Annotated in this window: 21 protein-coding genes and 1 riboswitch; of the genes, 6 read left to right on the forward strand and 15 right to left on the reverse strand. The window is 70.3% G+C overall.

Annotated features, from left to right (window positions below; all coding sequences use genetic code 11):
• Position 1: 1 nt before the first annotated feature.
• The 5 genes from ABD357_RS25550 to ABD357_RS25570 form a co-directional block, all read right to left on the reverse strand.
• Positions 2 to 859 (reverse strand): ECF transporter S component, encoded by an 858-nt coding sequence (locus ABD357_RS25550; RefSeq protein WP_344393233.1) that lies wholly within the window; start codon positions 857 to 859, stop codon positions 2 to 4.
• Positions 856 to 2,625: an ABC transporter ATP-binding protein gene (locus ABD357_RS25555; RefSeq protein WP_344393234.1), complete on the reverse strand. Its 1,770-nt coding sequence runs from the start codon at positions 2,623 to 2,625 to the stop codon at positions 856 to 858. Before ABD357_RS25555 ends, ABD357_RS25550 begins: the two co-directional genes overlap by 4 nt.
• Entirely contained in the window at positions 2,622 to 3,707 is a 1,086-nt protein-coding gene (locus ABD357_RS25560) for a CbiQ family ECF transporter T component (RefSeq protein ID WP_425585000.1), read from the reverse strand. The genes ABD357_RS25555 and ABD357_RS25560 overlap by 4 nt, the downstream gene beginning before the upstream one ends.
• A 363-nt stretch (positions 3,708 to 4,070) precedes the next feature.
• Positions 4,071 to 4,781: an SCO2322 family protein gene (locus tag ABD357_RS25565; protein WP_344393235.1), complete on the reverse strand. Its 711-nt coding sequence runs from the start codon at positions 4,779 to 4,781 to the stop codon at positions 4,071 to 4,073.
• Positions 4,778 to 6,019, reverse strand: coding sequence for an SCO2321 family membrane protein (locus tag ABD357_RS25570; RefSeq protein WP_344393238.1), 1,242 nt, complete (start codon positions 6,017 to 6,019; stop codon positions 4,778 to 4,780). The genes ABD357_RS25565 and ABD357_RS25570 overlap by 4 nt, the downstream gene beginning before the upstream one ends.
• 124 nt (positions 6,020 to 6,143) lie before the next feature.
• Positions 6,144 to 6,225, reverse strand: a riboswitch (cobalamin riboswitch).
• Positions 6,226 to 6,313: 88 nt separating this feature from the next.
• On the opposite strand from ABD357_RS25570, the gene ABD357_RS25575 reads away from it, so the two are divergent.
• Complete coding sequence (locus ABD357_RS25575) at positions 6,314 to 7,009, forward strand: phosphotransferase (protein WP_344393239.1); 696 nt, start codon at positions 6,314 to 6,316, stop codon at positions 7,007 to 7,009.
• 1 nt (position 7,010) lies between these two features.
• Here the strand turns inward: ABD357_RS25575 and ABD357_RS25580 are convergent, their stop codons facing one another.
• Positions 7,011 to 8,555: a fused MFS/spermidine synthase gene (locus ABD357_RS25580; RefSeq protein WP_425584997.1), complete on the reverse strand. Its 1,545-nt coding sequence runs from the start codon at positions 8,553 to 8,555 to the stop codon at positions 7,011 to 7,013.
• A 249-nt stretch (positions 8,556 to 8,804) separates the two neighbouring features.
• On the reverse strand, positions 8,805 to 9,842 hold the full coding sequence (locus ABD357_RS25585; RefSeq protein ID WP_344393242.1) for a Strvi_7410 family MBL fold metallo-hydrolase: 1,038 nt from the start codon (positions 9,840 to 9,842) through the stop codon (positions 8,805 to 8,807).
• 165 nt (positions 9,843 to 10,007) lie between these two features.
• On the opposite strand from ABD357_RS25585, the gene ABD357_RS25590 reads away from it, so the two are divergent.
• Both ABD357_RS25590 and ABD357_RS25595 read left to right on the forward strand, forming a co-directional pair.
• Positions 10,008 to 11,471 (forward strand): aldehyde dehydrogenase, encoded by a 1,464-nt coding sequence (locus ABD357_RS25590; protein ID WP_344393244.1) that lies wholly within the window; start codon positions 10,008 to 10,010, stop codon positions 11,469 to 11,471.
• A 3-nt stretch (positions 11,472 to 11,474) separates the two neighbouring features.
• On the forward strand, positions 11,475 to 11,708 hold the full coding sequence (locus tag ABD357_RS25595; protein ID WP_033324547.1) for a ferredoxin: 234 nt from the start codon (positions 11,475 to 11,477) through the stop codon (positions 11,706 to 11,708).
• Between the two features lie 128 nt (positions 11,709 to 11,836).
• Here ABD357_RS25595 and ABD357_RS25600 read toward each other — a convergent pair whose 3' ends face one another.
• Positions 11,837 to 12,523, reverse strand: coding sequence for a TetR family transcriptional regulator (locus tag ABD357_RS25600; RefSeq protein WP_344393247.1), 687 nt, complete (start codon positions 12,521 to 12,523; stop codon positions 11,837 to 11,839).
• A 220-nt stretch (positions 12,524 to 12,743) separates the two neighbouring features.
• Here ABD357_RS25600 and ABD357_RS25605 point away from each other — a divergent pair, with 220 nt between their 5' ends.
• The 3 genes from ABD357_RS25605 to ABD357_RS25615 are packed head-to-tail and all read left to right on the forward strand — an operon-like array spanning position 12,744 to position 15,990.
• A complete protein-coding gene (locus ABD357_RS25605; protein ID WP_344393248.1) occupies positions 12,744 to 14,171 on the forward strand; it encodes a glycosyltransferase family 4 protein in 1,428 nt (475 codons plus the stop codon).
• The gene (locus ABD357_RS25610; RefSeq protein WP_344393250.1) at positions 14,165 to 14,923 is read left to right on the forward strand and encodes a class I SAM-dependent methyltransferase; all 759 of its coding nucleotides are present in this window, start codon (positions 14,165 to 14,167) and stop codon (positions 14,921 to 14,923) included. Before ABD357_RS25605 ends, ABD357_RS25610 begins: the two co-directional genes overlap by 7 nt.
• Positions 14,920 to 15,990, forward strand: coding sequence for a prenyltransferase/squalene oxidase repeat-containing protein (locus tag ABD357_RS25615; protein ID WP_344393251.1), 1,071 nt, complete (start codon positions 14,920 to 14,922; stop codon positions 15,988 to 15,990). The genes ABD357_RS25610 and ABD357_RS25615 overlap by 4 nt, the downstream gene beginning before the upstream one ends.
• A gap of 41 nt (positions 15,991 to 16,031) precedes the next feature.
• On the opposite strand, the gene ABD357_RS25620 is transcribed toward ABD357_RS25615, so the two are convergent.
• The 7 genes from ABD357_RS25620 to ABD357_RS25650 all read right to left on the reverse strand — a co-directional run bounded on the left by ABD357_RS25620 (position 16,032) and on the right by ABD357_RS25650 (position 21,827).
• A complete protein-coding gene (locus ABD357_RS25620) occupies positions 16,032 to 16,322 on the reverse strand; it encodes a hypothetical protein (protein ID WP_344393252.1) in 291 nt (96 codons plus the stop codon).
• Between the two features lie 55 nt (positions 16,323 to 16,377).
• Positions 16,378 to 17,397, reverse strand: coding sequence for an LLM class F420-dependent oxidoreductase (locus ABD357_RS25625; protein WP_344393254.1), 1,020 nt, complete (start codon positions 17,395 to 17,397; stop codon positions 16,378 to 16,380).
• Positions 17,398 to 17,514: 117 nt separating this feature from the next.
• Positions 17,515 to 18,405, reverse strand: coding sequence for a hypothetical protein (locus ABD357_RS25630; RefSeq protein ID WP_344393255.1), 891 nt, complete (start codon positions 18,403 to 18,405; stop codon positions 17,515 to 17,517).
• Positions 18,406 to 19,299: 894 nt separating this feature from the next.
• The gene (locus tag ABD357_RS25635; protein WP_344393257.1) at positions 19,300 to 20,289 is read right to left on the reverse strand and encodes an N-acetylmuramoyl-L-alanine amidase; all 990 of its coding nucleotides are present in this window, start codon (positions 20,287 to 20,289) and stop codon (positions 19,300 to 19,302) included.
• Positions 20,290 to 20,391: 102 nt separating this feature from the next.
• The gene (locus ABD357_RS25640) at positions 20,392 to 20,811 is read right to left on the reverse strand and encodes a type II toxin-antitoxin system VapC family toxin (RefSeq protein WP_344393258.1); all 420 of its coding nucleotides are present in this window, start codon (positions 20,809 to 20,811) and stop codon (positions 20,392 to 20,394) included.
• On the reverse strand, positions 20,808 to 21,041 hold the full coding sequence (locus ABD357_RS25645) for a FitA-like ribbon-helix-helix domain-containing protein (RefSeq protein WP_344393259.1): 234 nt from the start codon (positions 21,039 to 21,041) through the stop codon (positions 20,808 to 20,810). The genes ABD357_RS25640 and ABD357_RS25645 overlap by 4 nt, the downstream gene beginning before the upstream one ends.
• Before the next feature lie 135 nt (positions 21,042 to 21,176).
• The gene (locus tag ABD357_RS25650; protein ID WP_344393260.1) at positions 21,177 to 21,827 is read right to left on the reverse strand and encodes a class I SAM-dependent methyltransferase; all 651 of its coding nucleotides are present in this window, start codon (positions 21,825 to 21,827) and stop codon (positions 21,177 to 21,179) included.
• Between the last annotated feature and the right edge of the window lie 938 nt (positions 21,828 to 22,765).

Raw genomic sequence — 22,765 nt, forward strand, 5'->3', positions numbered from 1 at the left:
TTCAGGGCTCCTGGGTGTGCGGGCGCTCGAACGTCACCGGTGTCTCGAAAGCCGCCCGGCGGGTGGCCCGGCGCAATGCTCTGAGGATGGTTGCGCCCAGGGCGAGGGTCAGGGCGACCGTGACGGCGGCTCGGCCGAGGTCCCATCCGAGGGATGTGGCCAGGCAGTACGCGAGGAAACGGGTCAGGTTGGTCGTGACGTCCGCGTTCGGGTCGAAGGCCACGCTCGATGTGAGGGCGTTCATGAAGGGCCAGCCGGACAGGTTCATCAGCGTGCCGTAGGCGAAGGCCGCGACGAAGCCGTACGCCGCGAGCATCACCAACTCCGCCCGGCCGCGTAGCCGGTCGGGACCCGGTAGCAGGCCCGCGCCCATCGCGAACCAGCCCATGCTGAGCATCTGGAACGGCATCCACGGCCCGACACCGCCCGTGAGCAGCGCGGACGCGAACATCGTGACCGCGCCGAGTACGAAGCCGAAGCCGGGGCCCAGCACCCTGCCGCTCAGCACCATCAGGAAGAACATCGGCTCGATCCCGGCCGTCCCGGCCCCGATCGGCCGTAACGCGGCACCCGTCGCCGCCAGCACCCCGAGCATGGCCACGGCCTTCGGCCCGATCCCCGACTCCGAGACCGCCGCGCCCACCACTCCGACCAGCAGCACGAGCAGCCCCGCGAACAGCCACGGTGCGTCCTGCGCATGGGCGCTGACCTGGGACGTAGGCCCGGCGAACAGGGGCCAGGCGAAGGCCGCCAGGCCGATGGCACTGACGAGCGCGAGGGCGGTGATGGAGCGGGGGCCGAGACGGATCGCGCGGGCTTGAGGGATCGGGCGGACGTGAGGGGGCGCCTGGGGTGTCACGCCTCTGCCTCCCGGTCTGTCATCTCCCGGTCTGGTGTCTCTCGTACTTCCGGATCCCGCTCCGATGCGCCCACAGCAGCGCGTACCTGCGAGACCGTCAGCCACTTCTGCGGAGCCAAGATCTTCGTGACCTGCGGGGAGAAGGAGGGGGACGCGAGGAGGACCTCGGCCGTGGGGCCGTCGGCCACCGTTTCGCCGTCGGCAAGGATCACTGTCCGGCGGGAGAGTTCGGCGGCCAGTTCCACGTCATGGGTGGCCAGGATGATGGCGTGGCCCGCCGTCGCCAGGTCCCGTAGGACTGTGACCAGGCGGGACTTGGCCGCGTAGTCGAGGCCGCGGGTCGGCTCGTCCAGGAGGAGGAGTGGAGGGCGGGCCGTCAGGACGAGGGCCAGGGCAAGGGTGAGGCGCCCGCCCTCGGAGAGGTCGCGGGGGTGGGTGTCGTCCGCGATGCCGGGGAGCAGTTCGGAGACCAGGGCGCGGCAGGTGCCCGGCTTCGCGTCGGCGTCGCGGTCCGCGGCCGTGCACTCGGCGGCCACCGTGTCCGCGTACAGCAGGTCGCGAGGCTCCTGCGGTACGAGGCCGACGCGGCGCACGAGTTCACGTGGTGCCGTCCGGTGCGGTACGGCACCGCCGACCCGTACGGAACCCGACGCCGGTTCGACCAGCCCGGCCAATGCGCTGAGCAGGGTGGACTTTCCGGCTCCGTTGCGGCCCATGAGGGCGATGGTCTCGCCGGGGGCGACGGTCAGAGTGACGTCATGGAGGACTTCGATGCCGCCTCGGCGGACGATGAGGTGGTCGACGGCCGCGGCAACTGTGTTCCCGGACACGGGAGTTGGGGTGTCGCGTCGGCGAAAGATGCGGGAACGGGCTGGTGCGGGACGTGGTGCGGGCGCGGCGGCCGGAGGTGCGCCCGAGGACTCATCCTCGCCCTCGTCCTCGTACGGCACCTCCGACAGCCGTTCCCGCAGCGCCCCCGCCCTCCGCCGCGCGTCGCGCACCGTCAGCGGCAGCGGCGCCCATCCGGCGAGGCGCCCCAGGGTGACGACCGGCGGGTACACCGGGGAGACGGCCATCACCTCGGACGGAGGGCCCAGCACGAGCGGGGCGCCCGGAGCCGGGAGGAGGGCGACCTGGTCGGCGTACTGGATGACGCGTTCCAGGCGGTGCTCGGCCATGAGGACCGTGGTGCCGAGGTCGTGCACGAGGCGTTGGAGGACGGCGAGTACTTCCTCCGCGGCGGCCGGGTCGAGCGCCGACGTCGGCTCGTCGAGGACCAGGACGCGGGGATGCGGGGTGAGGACCGAGCCGATCGCGACCCGCTGCTGCTGGCCGCCGGAGAGGGTGGAGATCGGGCGGTCGCGGAGGTCCGCGAGGCCCAGCAGGTCCAGGGTCTCCTCGACACGGCGGCGCATCACGTCCGGCGCGAGGCCCAACGACTCCATCCCGTATGCGAGTTCGTCCTCGACCGTGTCCGTCACGAAGTGTGCGAGCGGGTCCTGGCCCACCGTGCCGACGACGTCGGCGAGTTCGCGCGGCTTGTGGGTGCGGGTGTCACGGCCCGCCACCGTGACGCGTCCGCGCAGGGTGCCGCCCGTGAAGTGCGGGACCAGACCGCTCACCGCGCTGAGGACCGTCGACTTACCGACTCCGGACGGTCCGATCAGCAACATCAACTCGCCCTCGGGAACGGTGAGTTCAAGGTCCCGTACGGTCGGCTCGGTCGCCCCGTCGTACGTCACGGAGACATCCTCGAAGCGGATCACGACGGCTCCTTGGGGGCGATGAAGGACGGGGCGAGGCCGAGCAGGATCGCGGCGGCCGGCCAGAGCGGGAGGGAGGGGGACGTCAGGGGTACGACGCCGGGGTGCAGGGCGGCGGAGTCGTACGCGGCGTACAGGATCAGCAGCGCCGCGACCCCCGCGCCGGACGCGGCGACCAGCCACGCCCGTACGCCCCAGACGTCCGGCCGGTAGCGGGTACGCAGCGAGCGGCGACCGCCGAGCCAGAGCCCGGCGAGGGCCGCGCCGAGTCCGGCGAGCAGCACGGGCAGGCCGTAGGTGCCGCCTTCGGCGGTGAGCAGACCGTACGTTCCCGCGCAGACGCCGACCAGGCCGCCGAGGGTGAGTACGGCGGTGGTGCGGCGGACGGTGGGCGGTACCTCGGCGGTACGGCCGTAACCGCGGGCGTCCATCGCCGCCGCGAGCGCGACCGAACGCTCCAAGGCGCCCTCCAGGACCGGGAGTCCTACCTGGAGCAGGCCGCGTATCCCGTGGTCGGGCCGACCGCGCAGACGGCGTGCGGCGCGCAGACGCTGGACGTCCGCGATCAGGTTCGGGGCGAAGGTGAGCGCCACGACGACCGCGACTCCCGCCTCGTACAGGGCACCTGGGAGGGACTTGAGGAGGCGGGCGGGGTTGGCGAGGGCGTTCGCGGCGCCCACGCAGATGAGGAGCGTGGCCAGTTTCAGGCCGTCGTACAGCGCGAAGAGCAGGCCCTCCGCGGTGACTCGGCCGCCGATGCGGATGCCCTGCGCCCAGTCGGGGAGGGGGAGTTCGGGGAGCGTGACGAGGGTGTGGGTACCGGGGATGGGGGAGCCGAGGAAGACGGCGAAGGCGAGGCGGATGGCGAGTACGGCCAGGGCGAGCTTGACGAAGGCGGTGTAGGAGCGGGACCAGGGGGATTGGGTGCGGTGGGTGGCTACTACGTAGCCCGCTACCGCTATGAGGAGGGCGAGGAGGAGGGGGTTCGTGGTGCGGGAGGCGGCGGTGCCGAGACCGAGGGCCCAGAGCCACCAGGCGCCTGGGGGGAGGGCGTTGGAGCGGGTCGCCTGCGGCGGGCTCAGCAGTGGGCGGCGGCGGGGGTTGCCGGATGGCGGATGGGCGAATGGTCGTTTGCTGGACTGCGGGGTGCCGGTGGGCCGTTCGCCGACTGGCGGATTGCCGGACGTCGGCTTGCCGGTTGGCGGATTGCCGGCTGGCGGATTGCTGGAGGGCCGTTCGCTGGACTGCGGGGTATCGGTGGGCCGTTCGCCGGCTGGCGGATTGCCGGCGGGTCGGTTGCTCGGCGGCTGATTGTCCGTTGGCAGGTTGCCGGATGGCCGTTCGCCAGTTTGCAGCTTGCCGGACGGCAGGTTGCCGGTTGGCGCACCCTGGGCTGCTGTCTTGCCCGCAGCGCTACTGGCTTCGCTCATCGTGCGCACCTCCGCCCGTCAGTCGCGTCGCCGACGACGCGTCTGCCAGACCGCCGCCGCGCCCAGCACCGCCACGGCACCGATGCCCGCGACCAGGCCCAGCGACGGGCCCTGATCGGCGGAGCCGCCACCGGACTTGTTACCGGACTCGCTCTCGCCGGAGGCACTCGTATCGCCAGGCGTGTCCGAAGGCGTCGCTGTCGGGTCTGTGGCCGAGACCTGTTCGCCGCACTCTGTGCGCGGGTAGCCCGCGATGGCGCACAGGAGGGCGTTCGTGTCGTAGCGCAGGGGCCCCGCGACCGTGGCGAGCGCGTCCGCCGTCGTCGCGTCCTCGGGGACGCGGGCGCATGCCGTACGCGCACGGGGCGGCGTCTCGCCGGACGGCGCGTCCGCGTTCGTGCCGAAGTCGAGGACCAGTGCGACCCGTTTCGAGCCGTCCCGCGCGGGCGTCTTCGCGCAGATCGTCGCGAACTCCGCGGTCCCGCGCGGCTTCGCTGCGTCCCGGGAGTCCTCGCTCACCGAGAAGCGGAAGCCCTGGACGTCGCCGTCGGAGGGGCGGGCGGTCGACGGGCCCTGGGTCGCGTACACCCAGGTGTCGCCGTCGCGGTCCCAGAAGGACCAGTAGCGGTAACCGGCCGCGTGGGCCTGTCCCGTCGAGCCGAGGATGGTGAGTGCGGCGAACAGTGGGGTCAGGATCAGCAGGACCGTACGGCGGCGGAGGCGGATCACGGCTTCGGCTGCTTCTTGTTGCGGCTGCTGATCAGGAAACCGACGCCCATGCCGCCGACCAGGCCGACGCCGATGATCCACCAGACGCTGACGCCGCCGTCCTCGTCCTGCTCCTTGCTGGGTACGGCGGTCTCGGTAACGGTGGCGTTCCAGCCCTTCGGGCCGGTCGCGCCGAGCTGCTTCACCAGGTCCACGCCGCCGAAGTCGCGCGGATCCGTGCCGGTCGCGTGCGCCGCGAAGATCAGCTGCGCGTAAGCGGCGGGGCCGCTCTGTGCCGCCCAGTCAGACGAGTTCTTCTCCAGCCAGGCGAGCGACTTCCCCGCCTCGGTGGTCCGGCCCGCGGCGGCGAGCGCGACGACGGCGTCGGCGGTGTTGCCGTGGTCGGGCTGGTCCTCGGCGCCGGCGAGGGCCGACTTCAGGCAGCCGTCCTTGGCGACCGCGCTCGCGAGATACGCGGAGCCGCCCCGCGCACCGTCCTCGGGCGTGAACTTGTCGCCACCGTCGGCACACACGGGGTCCCCTGCCGCGGTCTTCCCGGACTTCGTCACGAACCCCTTGCCCAGGCTTCCCAGTACGCCCGCCGCCGTCGCGTCCGCGTTCGCCGCAAGCTTCCCCTTCTTGTCCGGCTGGAAGGCGAACGCGCCCCCGCCGTCCTCGTCGCAGGGGACGGCCAGCGTCCCCAGGGCCTGGTACGGGGACTCGCCGCCTTCGGACAGCACGTCCTGAGGCTGCTCGCCCGCCGCCACCAGCGCGCCGATCACGACAGACGTCGAGTTGGTGTCGCTCGCGCCGCCGGCCGCGTAGCCCCAGCCACCGTCCTTGTTCTGCACGGACTTCAGCCAGGCCACGGCCTTGTCCGCCGCCGCGCCGTGCCCGCCGAGCGCCTCCAGGGCCTGCACCGCGGCGGCCGTACTGTTCGTGTCGACCAGCGTCTTGGCGTCACACTTCGCGCCCGCGTTCGCGCGGTACGGCGCGAACGCCCCGCTCTCGCACTGCTGCCCGACCAGCCAACCGACGGCCTCCGGCGCGGGCTGCACGCCCACGGTGTGCTGGGCGAGCAGCGCGACCGACTGCCGCCAGACGCCGTCGTACGTCGGATCCGCGCTGCCGAACAGCCCGGTGGGCAACTCCTTGGACGGCGACGGGGAGGGCGACTCGGCGGCGAGGGCGCCCGCCGCGCAGGTCGCACCGATCACGGCGGTGGCGGCCAGCACGGCGGCGCTACGGCGAATTTTCATGATCGGCGGTTTCTCCCTGCAGGGAGCCGGGCAGCCCAGAGCCCCGGGCGGCTCGGCTCCGTATGCCTCGACGGTGCCCGCCACCGGCGTTTCCCGGTGACGTCGAGCCGGTCACGTCCGCACGGGGCATTCCGGCTCACCGCCCGCTGCTTTGCTCCGGGCGATTCACGGCTGCGGGTCAGCGCCGGTTTTGCACCGGCTTCCCCCCGTACGGGTGTGATGACGACCTGCTTACTGTACCGGCACGTATCGAGACGCTGAGGCCCGGCTGTGCGGCGCCGGTAGGTTCGGCGCATGAGAAGCGACTTACGGCTCGGCCCCCTGCTCGGCTCCGGCCGCACGGCGGATGTGTACGCGCTCGACGATCCCGAGGACGGGACGTGGGTGCTACGCCGCTACCGCGACGACGACGGCTACGGCGACGCGCCCGCCGAGGCGGCCGTCATGGAACACGTACGCGGCCACGGCTATCCGGTGCCGCGCGTGCGGCCGACGCACAAGCGCACCGACCTGTTGATGGAGCGGCTGTCCGGGCCGACCATGTTGCAGGCGTTCGGCGATGGGCTGATCGACCCCTGGGATGCCGGAGTCACCCTCGCGCGGCTGCTGCGTGACCTGCACGCGCTGCCGCCCCGGCTCTCCACCGACCCCGCCGTCCGGGTCCTCCATCTGGACCTGCACCCGGACAACGTGATGCTCACTCCTGCCGGCCCGCGAGTGACCGACTGGGCCAACTCGGAGGAAGGTCCACCCGGTCTGGACTGGGGTCTGTCGGCAGTGATCCTCGCCCAAGTCGCGGTCGGCGACGAACCGTTGGCGGAGCCGGCCGGGGCGATGCTTGCCGCGCTGCTCGACGGAAATGCGCGCGAGGTGACGGCGGAAGGCCTCGCGGAGGCGCGCCGGCGGCGTGCCGCCAATGTGACCATGACGACCAGGGAGGTCGAAGTCCTGGGTGACGCCGAGGAGTTGATACGCGGCTTGCTGTCCTAGGTCACCGGATGCTCTGCGGGCTGTACGGCTGGAGGAGCTGGTCGACGGGTGCGTAGTCGTCGGTGAGGAGTTGGGCGTCGCCGATCCAGGAGGTGAGGACTTCGCCTGTCGCGATCTGCCAGCCGGTACGGCGGGTGTCCAGCGCTTCCTGGGTCGCCCGTACGTCGATTGGCCGGTCGGCGGCGACCACCACCAGGTTGCCGCCCGCGGAGGTGGCGGTCGGGTCGAGGCCGATGTCGGCGGGTTCGCCGAGGACGGCGACGTGGTCGAAGGTCTCGCTGAGGGTGGCTACTTCGGCACGTGCGAAGGCCATGGCGCCGTGATCGATGAGGTTGGCGACGTACAGGCCGTCCTCGCCCAGCACCCGCCGTACGTCCCTCATCGCTTCCACCGTGGTGAGGTGCCACGGCACGCTGACGCCCCCGAAGGCGTCGCCGACGACGAGGTCACGACTGCCGTCGTCCACTCGCCGCAGGCCGAGCCTGCCGTCCTCGACGCGTACGTCGATACCGCCTCCCGGCCTCAGACCGAGTTGCTCGCGGTTGATGCGTACGACCCCGCCGTCGATCTCGGACACCAGGCTGCGCGTCCCGGGCCGGGTGGCCGCGAGGTAACGGGGGAAGGTGAGCCCGCCGCCGCCCAGGTGGTGCGCAGTAAGTGGCTCACGTTCGGGAAAGGCGGCATCGACCACCGACGCGATGGCGCGTACGTACTCGAACTCCAGGAAGGTCGGGTCGTCGGTGTCGACGTAGGAGTGCCGCAGGCCGTCCAGGACGAGGGTGCGGCCGCTGTCCCGGTCGGGGTCCGCGACGACCCGTGCGCAGTGGTACTTGGTCTCCGTGTCGCAGGCACCGGGAGCGACCGTGGTGGCGAGGCCGCCGGCGACGACCACGAGTGTGAGGGCAGGCGTGCCGGTCCACCCGCGTGTACGCCACTCGGCCAGCCCGCCGCCGACCACCAGCAGTGTTCCGAGGCCGATCAGGATGCCGCTGACCGGCAACCGCGATACGAGGACGAAGCCGGTGAGGACGGTGCCGACGATGGCGCCGACGGTACCGACACCGGACAGCCGGCCGACCACCGTTCCGGTCTCGGCGAGGCTGGTGAGACGCAACTTGGTCACGATCGGCGTCACCGCGGAGAGCAGCGCGCCCGGCACGAGGATGGTCCCTGCCGCGATCAACAAGAGCAGCGGCGCCGCCCACTCCGCGGTGGTGCGCAGCACGGCAGGGGTGAGCGCCACGACCGCTCCCGACACCCCCAGCGAGGGGCCTATGAGCCGGCGTGGATCGACCTGGTCGGCGATGCGCCCACCCAGCCAGGAGCCGACGGCGATCGCGGAGAGGGCGATGCCGATCACCATGGTGCTGGTCTCGAGGGTGAGGCCGAGGTAGGGAGCCAGCAGCCGCAGAGCAACGATCTCGACCACCAGGACCGCGGCCGAAGACCCGAACACAAGGACGGCGGCGGCCCGGGGACCCAGGCCCTGCCTACGAGGCGTGCCCTCGGCGACGGGCGAGGAAGACGTTCCGGTCACGGGCGACATCCTCGCATCGCGATGCGCAGACCGAACAGCGTTGCTGAAATCCTCGTTCCTCCGGCCACCTCGGCGAGCCGCCCGCAGCACGTCCACACCCAACCCCGCGGCAGCCGCCCGCCGTTCAGCGAATACCGACGGACACGCCATGGCGTAGCGGCCACGGACGGCAGCGCCGCACAGGGGGAGGTGGACCTGCGAATGTGACAGATCCCCCCATCACTGTGATGCAGAGGAGTTGATCCGTACGCTGCTGAGCTAGCCCTCGCCCTCCACCGCCACATACATCACCGGATCGCTCCCCGTGACCGCCTCCGCGCGCCGCAGCTTCACCAGTCGGCGCAGATGGGCCTCCGCCTCGGAGACCGCGATGTTCCTTGAGCCGTACGGGATTTGGTCCCAGGGGCGGTTCCACTCCATGCGTTCGGCCAGCTGCCAGGGGGTGAGGGGAGCGGTGAGGAGGGAGAGGAGGCCGGTCAGGCGGGACTCGTGGTGGGTCAGCAACTGCTGTACGCGGGACGGGGCGTCGGTGAAGGCGTGCTGGTGGGCCGGAAGGACCTCGGCGGGGGCCAGGCGGCCGATGCGTTCGAGGGAGTCGAGGTAGTCGCCGAGGGGGTCGGTGACCGTGGCGTCGTCCGGGTCCTCGTACAGGCCGATGTGCGGGGTGATCTCCGGTAGGAGGTGGTCGCCGGAGAACAGGCGTCCCCTGCCGGGGAGTTGGGCCGGGTGGTTCTCCTCCAGGTGGAGGCAGACGTGGCCCGGAGTGTGGCCCGGCGTCCAGATCGCGCGGAGTCGGCGGCCCGCCAGGTCGAGGAGTTCGCCGGGAACGATCTCGCGGTCGGGGAGGGCGGGAGACAGGCCGGGGAGGTTGCGGGGGTGGGCCGTGCGCAGGGGCGCCACGTGTTCCTCGGGAGCCCCGGCAGCCGTGAGCTTGTCCGTCATATACGTGAACCAGCGCTCGGGCCGGGTCCCGCGCGTGCGACGCACGATCGACGCGTCCGCCTCGTGCATCGCGACCCAGGCGCCGGAGGCCTCCCGTACCTGGCCGGACAGTCCGTGGTGGTCGGGGTGGTGGTGGGTGATGACGACCCCGTGGATCTCGGATGCCGAAGTGCCGCATTCCGCCAGGCCGTTGGCCAGCGTCTCCCAGGACTCCGGGTCGTCCCAGCCCGTGTCGACCAGGACGGGGCCGCGGTCGGTGTCGAGGACGTACACCAGCGTGTAGCCGAGCGGGTTGTCCGGAATGGGGACCCTGATGGACCGTACGCCCCCGCCATGGTCGGTCACTCGCGTCATGGATTCCCCATCCTGGTCCTCATCCTGCTCCTCTTCGGCATGGCCATTGCTCATGGTAACTAGAACTGGTATCAGTTCCTCGTGCGTATCTGAAACAGCGTCAGAAAGTGTCAGTAAGTGGGATCAGTAACTGGGATCGCCCGGCTCCGCAGGAGGCAGTAGCTCATGACCGAGCTCGTGGAACACGGACAGCTGTTCATCGGCGGGGAGTTGACGGACCCCCTGGGCCAGGACGTCATCGAGGTGGTCTCGCCGCACACGGAAGAGGTCATCGGGAGGGTGCCGCACGCCTCGACGGCCGATGTGGACCGGGCGGTCGCGGTGGCGCGTACCGCGTTCGACGAGGGGCCCTGGCCTCGTATGACGCTCGACGAGCGGATCGAGGTCGTCAGCAGGATCAAGGACGCGTTCGCCGTACGGCACGAGGAGATCGCCCGCGTCATCTCCTCCGAGAACGGCACCCCGTACACCTCCTCCGTGATGGTGCAGGCGCTCTCCTCGATGATGGTGTGGGACGCGGCGATCACCACCGCCCGCGGCTTCACGTACGAGGAGCAGCGCGACGGTGTCCTCGGGAAGCTCCTGGTGCGGCGCGAACCCGTCGGCGTGGTCGCGGCCGTCGTGCCGTGGAACGTGCCGCAGTTCACCGCCGCCGCCAAGCTCGCTCCCGCGCTGCTGGCAGGCTGCACCGCGGTCCTGAAGGTGTCGCCCGAAACCCCCCTTGACGCCTACCTGTTGGCGGAGATCGCCACCGAGGCCGGGCTGCCGGAGGGTGTGCTGTCGATCCTGCCCGCCGACCGTGAGGTGAGTGAGTACCTGGTCGGACATCCGGGGGTCGACAAGGTGTCCTTCACGGGCTCGGTCGGCGCCGGAAAACGCGTCATGGAGGTCTGCTCGCGCAACCTCACCCGCGTCACCCTCGAACTGGGCGGCAAGTCGGCCGCGGTGATCCTGCCGGACGCCGACGCGCAGACGGCGGTGGGCGGCATCGCCCCCTTCGCCTGGATGATCAACGGGCAGGCGTGCGTCGCCCAGACCCGCATCCTCGTGCCGCGCACCCGCTACGACGAGTTCGCCGAGGCCTTCGCCGCCACCGCGGGCGCGTTGAAGGTCGGCGATCCGCTCGACCCGGCCACCGAGGTGGGCCCGCTGGTCGCCCGGCGCCAGCAGCAGCGCTCCCTCGACTACATCCGCATCGGCCAGGAGGAGGGCGCCAAGATCCTCACCGGCGGCGGGCGCCCGGCAGGCTTCGACAAGGGCTGGTACGTCGAGCCGACGCTCTTCGGCGACGTCGACAACTCCATGCGGATCGCCCGCGAAGAGATCTTCGGGCCGGTCATCTGCCTCATTCCGTACGGCGACGAGAGCGAGGCCGTGAAGATCGCGAACGACTCCGACTACGGGCTGAGCGGCAGCGTGTGGACCGCGGACGTCGAGCGGGGCATCGAGGTCGCGCGTCAGGTCCGTACGGGCACGTACTCGGTCAACACCTTCAGCCTCGACATGCTCGGCCCGTTCGGCGGCTACAAGAACTCTGGTCTCGGGCGGGAGTTCGGGCCCGAGGGGTACGGCGAGTACTTCGAGCACAAGATGATCCACCTGCCCAACGGCTATGAGGGCGAGGCCTAGAAGATGGGTGACCGCTGGCACATCGAGGTCGACCGCTCGGTCTGCATCGGCTCGTCCCAGTGCGTCAACCAGGCTCCTCACGCCTTCCACCTCGACTCCGCCCGCCAGTCCCACCCCCTGGACCCGGACACGGACGCCAACGAGAAGGTCCTGGAAGCGGCGGAGGGCTGCCCGGTGGAGGCGATCATGATCAGCCTGGTGGGGTCGGGGGAGCCGGTGTTTCCGCCGGAGGAGTGAGTCACTCCTCGCTGTCGGGCTCGGTCGGGCCGGTTCGCTGTCGGGCTCGGTCGGGCCGGTTCGCTGTCGGGCTCGGTCGGGCCGGTTCGCTGTCGGGCTCGGTCGGGCCGGTTTGCTGCCCGGCTCCGTCACGTCGATTTGCCGCCTGGCTCCGTCAGGTCGATCAGGCGGCACACCGTCTCGATGTCGATTTTGACCTGGGCGATGGAGGCGCGGCCCGAGAGCCAGGTGATGAGGGCCGAGTGCCAGGTGTGGCCGATGACGCGGACCGCGGAGAGCTGGTCGGGGGTGGGGTCGTCCAGGCCCATGGCGTCCAGGATGATCACGGTGGTCTGGCGGGACACCTGGTCCACCTCCGGGCTGACGCTGCGGTCCGCAAACGTCAGGGCGCGGACCATGGCGTCGGCGAGATGCGGCTCGCGCTGGAGGGCGCGGAAGGCGCGCATCAAGGTCTCGGCGACGCGTTCCGCCGCCGTGTCGCCGGCCGGGGGCTTCTTGCGGAGGGTGCCGTGCATGTGGGCGAGTTGGTCCTGCATCGTGGCGACCAGCAGGTGGATCTTCGACGGGAAGTAGCGGTAGAGGGTGCCGAGGGCGACCTGCGAGGACTCCGCGACCTCGCGCATCTGCACCGCGTCGAAGCCTCCCCGGCTGGCCAGTTGCGCGCTCGCATGCAGGATGCGCCGGCGCCGCGCCTCCTGACGCTCGGTGAGCGGCGGCGAGTCCGGCTGGACGGTTCGTACCGCCGCTTGCGCGCTCTTCGGCTGCGCGGTCTTCGGCTGTGCGGTCTTCGCCGAAGGTTTGGCTTCCGCTGGCATGTGTCCCGTTCCGTGACGTTCGTGCAGAGGGCCGGTGGGGGGCGGGGTGAGCGACAGCAGAGTAGGGCCTCGCCGTGGCGTGAATCACCCGATCCACCGCTCACAGAAGGGCTACCTGCCGGTAGATTCAGTGCTCCCTGAGCGATCAAGTCTGAAACTTGTTCTAGATTACCGTCCCGAAGTAATCTCGCGGGAAATTGCTGGAAGAAGGGGGCCCGGAGTGACCGCTGAGGCCATGGAGGCGGGTCCCGAAGAGGGCTCGGCCGCCGACGGCGACCGACCGTTGCGCATCGCGCTCCTCACCTACAAAGGGAACCCGTTCTGCGGCGGCCAGGGCGTCTACGTACGGCACCTCTCGCGCGAGCTCGCCCGCCTCGGTCACCGGATCGAGGTCATCGGCGCCCAGCCGTACCCCGTACTCGACGCGGACGTACTCGACGCGGCTGACGCACCGGGCGGGCTCTCCCTCACCGAGCTGCCCAGCCTCGACCTGTACCGCCCCTCGGACCCCTTTCGCACCCCGAAGCCCGGCGAGTTCCGCGACTGGATCGACGCCCTCGAGGTCGGCACGATGTGGACCGGCGGTTTCCCCGAGCCGCTGACCTTCTCGCTGCGCGCCCGGCGCCATCTCCACGCCCGTCGCGGCGAGTTCGACGTCGTACACGACAACCAGACCCTCGGCTACGGCCTGTTGGGCGACATCGGCGCGCCCCTCGTCACGACGATCCATCACCCCATCACCGTGGACCGGCAGTTGGAGCTGGACGCGGCGAACGGCTGGCGCGAGCGGGCCTCCAAACGCCGCTGGTACGCCTTCACCCGCATGCAGAAGCGCGTCGCGTGCCGCCTCCCGTCCGTCCTCACCGTCTCCGGCACGTCCCGTCAGGAGATCGTGGACCACCTCGGCGTACGCGACGAACGCATCCACGTAGTACACATCGGCGCTGACACCGACCTCTTCTCGCCGGATCCGTCCGTGCCGCAGATACCGGGACGGATTGTCACCACCTCCAGCGCGGACGTGCCGCTGAAGGGGCTCGTCTTCCTCCTCGAGGCGCTCGCCAAGGTGCGCACCGAGCACCCCGCCGCCCACCTTGTCGTCGTCGGCAAGCGCGCCGAGGACGGACCGGTCGCCCAGGCCATCGAGCGGTACGGGCTCGAAGGCGCCGTCGGGTTCGTGAAGGGCATCTCGGACGAGGAACTGGTCGACCTCGTACGGTCCGCCGAGGTCGCCTGCGTGCCCTCCCTGTACGAGGGCTTCTCGCTGCCCGCCGCGGAGGCGATGGCGACGGGCACGCCGCTCGTCGCCACCACCGGCGGGGCGATTCCCGAAGTGGCGGGAAGGGACGGCGAGACCTGCCTGGCCGTCCCGCCGGGTGATTCGGGGGCCCTGGCCGCCGCCCTGAGCAGGCTTCTCTCAGACCCCTCGCTGCGTGCGCGGCTCGGAACCTCCGGGCGTGCGCGGGTCCTTGAGCGGTTCACCTGGGCGCGGGCGGCCGAGGGGACGGTGGCGCGGTATCGCGAGGCGATCGCCGACGCCGGGGGAGCCCGTCGACCCGCCGCCGTAAGCGCTGTTGAGGCCGAAGCCGTCGAACAAGCAGCCGCAGAAGTAGTCGTAACCGATCGCGAAAGCAGGGCCACGTGCTGACCGTCGACTTCTCCCGGTTCCCGCTCGCCCCGGGCGACCGCGTACTGGACCTCGGGTGCGGAGCCGGCCGGCACGCCTTCGAGTGCTACCGGCGCGGAGCGAACGTCGTGGCGCTGGACCAGAACGCCGAGGAGATCCGCGAGGTCGCCACCTGGTTCGCCGCGATGAAGGAGGCGGGAGAGGCGCCGGAAGGCGCGAGCGCCGTCGCCATGGAGGGCGACGCGCTTCAACTCCCGTTCCCCGACGAGTCGTTCGACGTCGTGATCATCTCCGAGGTCATGGAGCACATACCCGATGACAAGGGCGTACTCGCGGAGATGGTGCGCGTGCTGAAGCCGGGCGGGCGGATCGCCGTCACGGTCCCGCGCTACGGGCCCGAGAAGGTGTGCTGGGCGCTGTCCGACGCGTATCACGAGGTCGAGGGCGGCCACATTCGCATCTACAAGGCCGACGAACTGCTCGGCCGGATGCGAGAGGCGGGACTGAAGCCGTACGGCACGCATCACGCCCACGCGCTGCACAGCCCGTACTGGTGGCTGAAGTGCGCGTTCGGCGTCGACAACGACAAGGCGCTGCCGGTGCGGGCGTACCACAAGCTTCTGGTCTGGGACATCATGAAGAAGCCGCTCGCCACGCGGGTCGCCGAGCAGGCGCTGAACCCGTTGATCGGCAAGTCCTTCGTGGCGTACGCGACCAAGCCGCATCTGCCGGTCGAGGCCGCTTCGACCGACGCCTCGGTGGACGCTTCGTGACGACGCCCCGTACAGAACACCTCGTCCTGACCGGGGTGCTCACCGCGGAGCAGGCCGCCGAGACGGTCCGGGGCATCCTTGCCGTGCAGCGGCCGGACGGCGCCATACCGTGGTTCCGCGGGCACCACCTCGACCCGTGGGACCACACCGAGGCCGCGATGGCGCTGGACGCGGCGGGCGAGCACGAGGCGGCAGAGCGGGCGTACGACTGGCTGGCGCGGCATCAGAACGAAGACGGATCCTGGTACGCGGCGTATGCCGACGGGGACGCCGCCGATGTCACCGACCGCGGCCGGGAGACCAACTTCTGCGCGTACGTCGCCGTCGGGGTCTGGCACCACTATCTGGCGACCGGCGACGACACCTTCCTGGACCGGATGTGGCCCACCGTCTACTCCGCCATGGAGTTCGTGCTGCGGCTCCAGCTGCCGGGCGGGCAGATCGGCTGGCGGTGCGAGGACGACGGGACCGGGTCCGACGACGCGCTGCTGACCGGGAGTTCGTCCGTCCACCATGCCCTGCGCTGCGCGCTCGCGATCGCCGAGGAGCGGGAAGAGGCGCAGCCGGACTGGGAGTTGGCGGTCGGGGCGCTGCGGCACGCGATACGGCGGCATCCGGAGCGGTTCCTCGACAAGAGCCGTTACTCCATGGACTGGTACTACCCCGTGCTGGGCGGGGCGCTCACCGGAGCCGAGGCGAAGGAACGTATCGAACGGGACTGGGATCGCTTTGTGGTGCCGGAAGTCGGCGTACGGTGCGTCGTGCCCAACCCGTGGGTGACGGGCGGCGAGTCCGCCGAACTCGCCCTGGCGCTCTGGGCCGTGGGCGAGTCCGACCGCGCCCTGGAGATTCTCCAGTCCATCCAGCACCTCCGCGACCCGAAGACCGGCCTGTACTGGACGGGCTACGTCTTCGAGGACGCGGCGGTCTGGCCCGAGGAGTTGACGGCCTGGACGGCGGGCTCGCTGCTGCTCGCCGTGGCCGCACTGGGCGGCGACGAGGCGACGTGTGCGGTGTTCAGCGGGGAGCGGCTGCCTTGGGGGCTGGACGCCGACTGCTGTTCGTAGCGTTGTGCGCGTAACGCCTTGCGCGTAGCGCCTCAGTGGTGTCAGCGGTGGCGGTACATGCGGTTGGCGATCACGTGCCCCACGAAGAGGTATACGACGGCGGCCAGGCCGTACCCGGCGACGACCCGGGCCCAGCCCTCGTCGAAGGTGAACAGGTCGTGGGACCAGCCGGCGAGCCAGCGGGCCGCGTCCTGGATGAACTGCACGAAGTCGTTCGCCCGGTTCGCGTCCAGCAGGTACATCAGGATCCACAGTCCGAGGATCAAGGCCATGATGTCGGCGACGATCGCGATGACCCTGCCTGCCTGGTTGGTGCGATATCGAGGGGACATGCTCACCGAGTAGCCCTTGAATCCGGGATGAAACCGCCCGGCGGCACGATTTTCCTTATGCCGAGGCCTCGTTGAGCTCCGCCAGGACTTGGAGGGTGTGGCGGTCGGGGGACAGGACCAGCAGGTCGGTCACCGGGCCCTTCCGCCACAACTCCAGGCGTTCCGCGATCCGTTCACGGGGGCCGACCAGGGAGATCTCGTCCGCGAAGGCGTCCGGTACGGCGAGAACCGCCTCCTCCCGACGGCCCTCCAGGAACAGGCGCTGGATCCGCCGCGCTTCCGCCTCGTATCCCATGCGTGCCATGAGGTCGGCGTGGAAGTTGCGCTTGGCGTGGCCCATGCCGCCGATGTAGAAGCCGAGCATCGTCTTTACGGGGAGGAGGCCTTCCGATACGTCGTCGCACACTCTGGCCTGGGCCATGGGGGCGATCAGGAAGTCGTCTCGTACGTCCGTCAGGGACGCCTCGTACACGTCGGGGCGCAGGGGAGACCAGTACAACGGGAGCCAGCCGTCCGCGATCCGGGTCGTCTGCGCGATGTTCTTCGGGCCCTCCGCGCCCAGGAGAATGGGGAGTTCGGGGCGCAGGGGGTGGGTGATGGGCTTGAGGGGTTTGCCCAGGCCTGTTGCGTCCGGGCCCTGGTACGGGTGGGTGTGGAAGCGGCCGTTCAGCTCAACCGGGGCCTCGCGGCGGAGGACTTGGCGTATGACATCGACGTACTCCCTCGTTGCCGTGAGCGGTGACTTCGGGAACGGGCGGCCGTACCAGCCCTCCACGACCTGCGGGCCCGAAAGGCCGAGGCCGAGCATCATGCGGCCGCCCGAGAGGTGATCGAGGGTCAGCGCGTGCATGGCGGTCGTCGTGGGGGAGCGGGCGGCCATCTGGGCGACCGCCGTGCCGAGTTTGATGCGGGACGTCTGCGCCGCGATCCACGTCAGCGGGGTGAAGACGTCGGAGCCCCAGGACTCGGCGGTCCACACGGAGTCGTAGCCGAGGCGTTCCGCCTCCTGTGCCAGCGGGACGTGGTCCGCGTTGGGGCCGCGTCCCCAGTAGCCGAGTGCGAGACCGAGTCGCATGAGCCGCCTCCTGACGGGCCGTCAGCCATCAGCCGAGACGGTGACTGTACGACAACGGCCCCCCGCTCGGAAGAGTGAAGGGCCGTGGGCCGTGAGCTGTGGGCGGAAGCGGGCGGGTCAGCCGCGCTGGATTCCGCTGGTGTCCTGCAGTACGCCGCGACGGCCGTCCTGCGTCTGGGCCACCAGGCCGGGGCCGCGCTGCTCGACGGCCAAGTACCAGGTACCGGGCGCCAGTTCGGCGATCGGCGTCGGGGAGCCGTCCTCCCCGTACAGCGGGCGCGGCACCGGCACCGCGAACCAGAACGGCGAGAACTCCGCGGCGGGCGGCTGCTGCTGAGCCTGCGGCGCCTGGGCCTGCGGCGCCTGGGCCTGCTGAGGCTGAGGCTGCTGCTGACCGGGCTGCGGGCCCTGCGCGCCGAACGGCTGACCCGGCTGCGGCTGACCGGGCTGGCCGCCGAACGGCTGCCCCGCCTGCTGCTGGGCGCCCGGGGCGCCCGGGTAGCCGTAACCACCCTGCGGCTGGGCGCCGTAGGGCTGGGGGGCGGCGGGCTTGGGGGCGGGGAGGAGGGCGCCCTTCAGGGCCGGGACTAGCGGCGTGGCGATCGCGGCGCCGGCCATGACGAGGGTGGCGATCAGGCTGAGGATCAGGCCCATGCCGGCGTCGGGGCCCGGGCCGCCGCCGAGGTTGTCGACGCCGCCCGCCGGGTCGAACACGTTCCCCAGCGCGCTCCAGGCGGAGAACACGGCGAGGGCGATGCCGAAGTGTCCGAGCTCGATACCGGCGACCTTGGGGGCCTGCGGCAGACCGCGGCCGAGCACGATGAGTGCCGCGGCGAAGATGCCCGACAGGATCACACCCATGAGGAGCGGACCGCTGCTCCAGGCGCTCGGGATATCGACGCCCTCGGCGCCGTCGTCGGAATAGATGGCGAGGAACGACGCGATGAACAGCAACACCGCTGCTCCGATCACCACGCCGTCGCCTCGAGTGAGAGAGCGGATATTCACTTCAGTCGGTCCTTCAGTTCAGTCGTGTCGTCATCGGTGGAGGCGTCGCTGTCACCATGTCGCCCGTGGGCCCCGGTGTGAGCGCGGGGGTGGCCCTCATCGTAGGACGACACTATCGCCCGTCCCAGACGGGTGTCCGACGGGATCAACCCGGCGATCACTACCCCCGCAGGACACTCACGATTCCCTCAGACATTCCACGAACTGCCTTCTAGCGCCACGCGCCGAGGGTGAGCAGCGCCGCGTCCTTGCTATCGCGCAGTTGGCTGGTCTGTTGAAGGCTTCGGAAACCGTTGACAGATTGAGACCGTACAAGTCAGGCACATGGTGCCTCCGCCCGGGTCGCGTAGGCGTAGCCGTCGGCTCGTTGGAGCAGTCGGACGTGCCGGTGGTGGACGCCCTGGACGAGGCCATGGAGAGTCTTGATGTTGAAGTTGCCGGTAGCGCGGACGGCGACGCGGCCTTTGTGGCTGAGTTTTGTGTCGACTGGCGAGGGCTTGCCCTCGATGCACCGCTGGGGAGGTCGGGTGCTTCCAGTTTTCAATGATCGAGGTTGGTAGGCACTTCGGCTTCCCAGCGACCTTGCTTGCGGACACCGCCCACGCGGCGGGAGTGACTGTGATCGACTACGGCAGCGAGGAGTCCGACGGCGCTGCATCTGGCCGCGGCCGACATTGAGTGCAGCCAGGATGGCAACCCGGCCCATTCCATTGCACCCTGCGCGCGGCGGGAATCGAGGAGCGCGTCATCGCCGTGGTCAGGCGGTCGCCGAAGGTGGCCAAGGAGACCGGGGCGCTCGACGTCGCCTTCGACGACGATGAGCGTATCGACGAGTATGTGACTGGCAGTTGCGAGTGTTGGATGCCGCGTGGAGCCATCAATGAGACCAGGGCTTTACGGTGTTAGGAAACTCACGATTCCCGCAGAGATCCCATGCGCCGCCTTCTGCCTCCACGCGCCGCTGGTCAGCAGCGCCGCGTCCTTGCTGTCGCGCATGTTGCCGCACTCGATGAACACCTTGGGAACCGTTGACAGATTGAGACCGCCGAGGTCCGTGCGTACGTCGAGTCCGGTGCCGTCGCCGATGTAGTTGGACGGCGCGCTGCCGGTGGTGCTGACGAGGTTGCCGGCGATGCGTTCGCCGAGTTCGCGGGACGGGGCGACGATCGGGCGGGTGTCGGCTTCGCCCTCGTTCACGGCGCCCGGCAGGATCACGTGGAAGCCGCGGTTGCCGGGCCCTGAGCCGTCCGCGTGGATGGAAATCACGGCGTCTGCCTTCGCCTTGTTGCCGATGCGGGCGCGTTCGTCGACGCATGGGCCCCAGGGGCGGTCGCCGTCCTGCGTGAACTTGACTGTGGCGCCCTGCTGTTCGAGCAGGGTGCGGAGGCGGTGCGAGACGTCGAGGGTGAAACGGGCTTCTGTGTAGCCGCCGTTGGTGGACGTGCCGGTCGTGTCGCACTCCTTGGAGTTCGTGCCGATGTCGACCTGGCGGTTGATTTCGGTGGTGTGGCGGAAGTTGCCGGGGTTGTGGCCCGGGTCGATCACGACGACCTTGCCCTTGAGAGGGCCGGAAGCGGCGGGGCGTGAGGTCGAGGAGTTGGAAGGGGAGGGGGACTTGCCGGGCTCCTTGGCGTCGGCGTCGTGCGTCCCGGTGGTGGGTGAGGAGGACGTGTCCGATGCGGACGTATCCGGCGACGGCGACGACTGCGACGACTGCGCCACCGATCCGTCCGAGCCGCCCCCGCCCGAATCCCCCACCGCCTGCCACACCAGCCACCCCACCAACGCGCCCGGTACGAGCGCGGCGACGGCGACGGTCAGGGGCCCGCGCCGGGAACGGCGCGGCGGGCGGGGAGGATCGAAGTCCGGACCTACATACGACACGCCTGCCACCCTAAGCGGACTCGCCGGAGTCCGGTGCGGCGGCTGCGCCCCAAAGGGAGGCGGGTCTGCGTCAACGCGCGGCTCTGCCGCGTGGACTCACGGTCAGGTGCCGAAGTCGACGATGTCGCACCTGGCGATCCGCCCGACGCCTCGCCTGATACGGGAATCGGTGGTCACCAGAGTGAGACCGAGGACCTCGGCCAACGCCACATACGTCGCGTCATACACCGATAGGTTCGCGGCCAACGTGCGCACGCGGGCCGTGAGGGGAAGTGCCGGATGGCGAGAGAGGGGCAGGTCGGCGAACTCCTTCAGATAGCGGTCGACGTCGCCCTTGCCGAGCTTCGGCTTGCCGCCCCTGGTGCCCTTGCCCATGCCGATGACCGACCAGGCCACCTCCGTGTCGATCAGGTGGGGGGCGTGGATCTCGTCCTCGGCCGCGATCCGCTCGCGCACACGCCGGGCGAGCATGCCGCTGGAGGTGAGGAACTCCGTGACCGCGCAGGCATCGACGACGATCACCGACCGCTCCGTCCCTCGTCCAAGGCGGCGAGGACGTCGTCGTGGGTGACCTGGTCGCTTGCGTAGCGCTCGGCGCGGGCGGCCATCTCGGCGAGGCTGGGCTTCGATGCCTCCCGCATTATGAGGCCGAGGAGGTAGCCCTGTATGGACTGGCCGGCCTCGGCAGCGCGGATCTTGATGGTGCGGGCGATGTCGTCGGGGACGTCCCGTACGGTGAATGCAGTCGTCATGACTGCATTCTATAGTCAACGTCGTCATTTTGCAGTCAATCGGCCTCTTCTGGCTCCTCGGCTGGGACGGTCGGCGATGGAGGGTGCGTGCGTGACCGCCTGGGGCAGCCCACCAATCGTCCGGAAGCGGGGATCTCAGATCCCCGCTCCTGTTCGCCGCAGCACCCGCAGCGAGTCGGTCACCGACACATCCGTGAAGGCGCCGGACGCGAGAGCCCGGAGGTACACGCGGTACGGGGCCTGTCCGGTGAACTCGTCCTCCGGGTCGGGGAAGACGTCGTGGATCAGGAGGAGGCCGCCCTCGGCGAGGTGCGGGGCCCAGCCCTCGTAGTCGGCGGTCGCGTGTTCGTCGGTGTGGCCGCCGTCGATGAAGACGAGGCCGAGGGGCGTCCGCCAGAAGGCCGCGATCTGGGGTGAGCGGCCGACCATCGCGACCACGTGATCCTCCAGGCCGGCCTGGTGGAGGGTGCGGCGGAAGGTGGGGAGCGTGTCCATCCGGCCGAGCTCCGGGTCGACCGTCTCCGGGTCGTGGTACTCCCAGCCGGGCTGCTGTTCCTCGCTGCCGCGGTGGTGGTCGATGGTGATCGCAGTGACGCCGGTCTCGCGGGCGGCGTCGGCGAGGAGGATGGTGGAGCGGCCGCAGTACGTTCCTACTTCGAGGAGAGGGAGGCCGAGCGCTGCCGCTTCGGTTGCGGCGGCGTGCAGGGCGATGCCCTCGCGGGTGGGCATGAAGCCCTTGGCCTGCTCGAAGGCGGCGAGGGTCTCGGGCTTGGGGGCCGCGGGCATGCAGGTCCTCCTGGTTGTGCGGGGCTGTACGTAGTACGCGGTTGTACGTGGTCCTGGTGGGCCCTGGCTACTCGGTTGCTGTGGGGACCGCCTGCTTCTTTGCCAGTGTCGTGCTTCCACGGCCCGAGTAAAGGGCGCTTGTTGCGCTACGCGTCGGCTGGCGCCGATCGGCCTCCGGCCGACCCTTGACACGGGCCGCGGAACCACGGGTGAGAAGCGAGCGAGCGGTCCGGAAGGATGGGGGTCCACGGGTGGGGCTGCGCTCGGGTGGGTTGGGTGGTGAACCTCGGCTCGCGGGCGCGAACGCGTCTCGCCTGCACGCCGGGTCGGTTTAGCGGCTAACGGGAAGTGGGTGGGGCGCGGGCGGCGGCCCACCGGGAAGGGGGAGGTAGTTCTGCGAACGTTACAGATGCCCTCCGAAGTGTCACATCTGTGGCGGGTACACGTCGCCCGGACGTTCCAATTAGCGGAGCTTGGGCTGGGGCGCCCCGTCAGGGGCGCGGGGCTGTATCAATTTGCGGCTCCGCCGCGTGGGCGCGCTCAGCCACAACCGGCCCCGCGGCTTTCGTACGGCCCTACCCGCGGAGCGTTTGACGCTCAGTCACAGCAGACCCGCGGCTTTCGAACCGCTCTACCCGCGGAGCGCGCGCCTTGGCCTGGCGCGGTAGCGCATAGCGCATCGGGCCGACGCCGAAGGGGGTGGCGCCCATCGCGATGCCCTGGAGGGCGCGGTCGGCAATCACGAACAGTTCTCTCTCGAAAGCGGAGCGTAGTATGATCTTCGAGCTGACCTGGAAGGGGGGTGGGCCGGATGATCCGTGCGTACAAGTTCCTCATGGTGCGCCACGAGGCGCTGTTTCATCGAGTGGCGGTGGGAGACCGTCACCACCGAGTCGTCGCAGCGACTCGGTAGAAGCTGGGGGCAGTCTGAACCGGGG

Source organism: Streptomyces vastus (assembly GCF_039532825.1).
GTDB lineage: Bacteria > Actinomycetota > Actinomycetes > Streptomycetales > Streptomycetaceae > Streptomyces > Streptomyces vastus.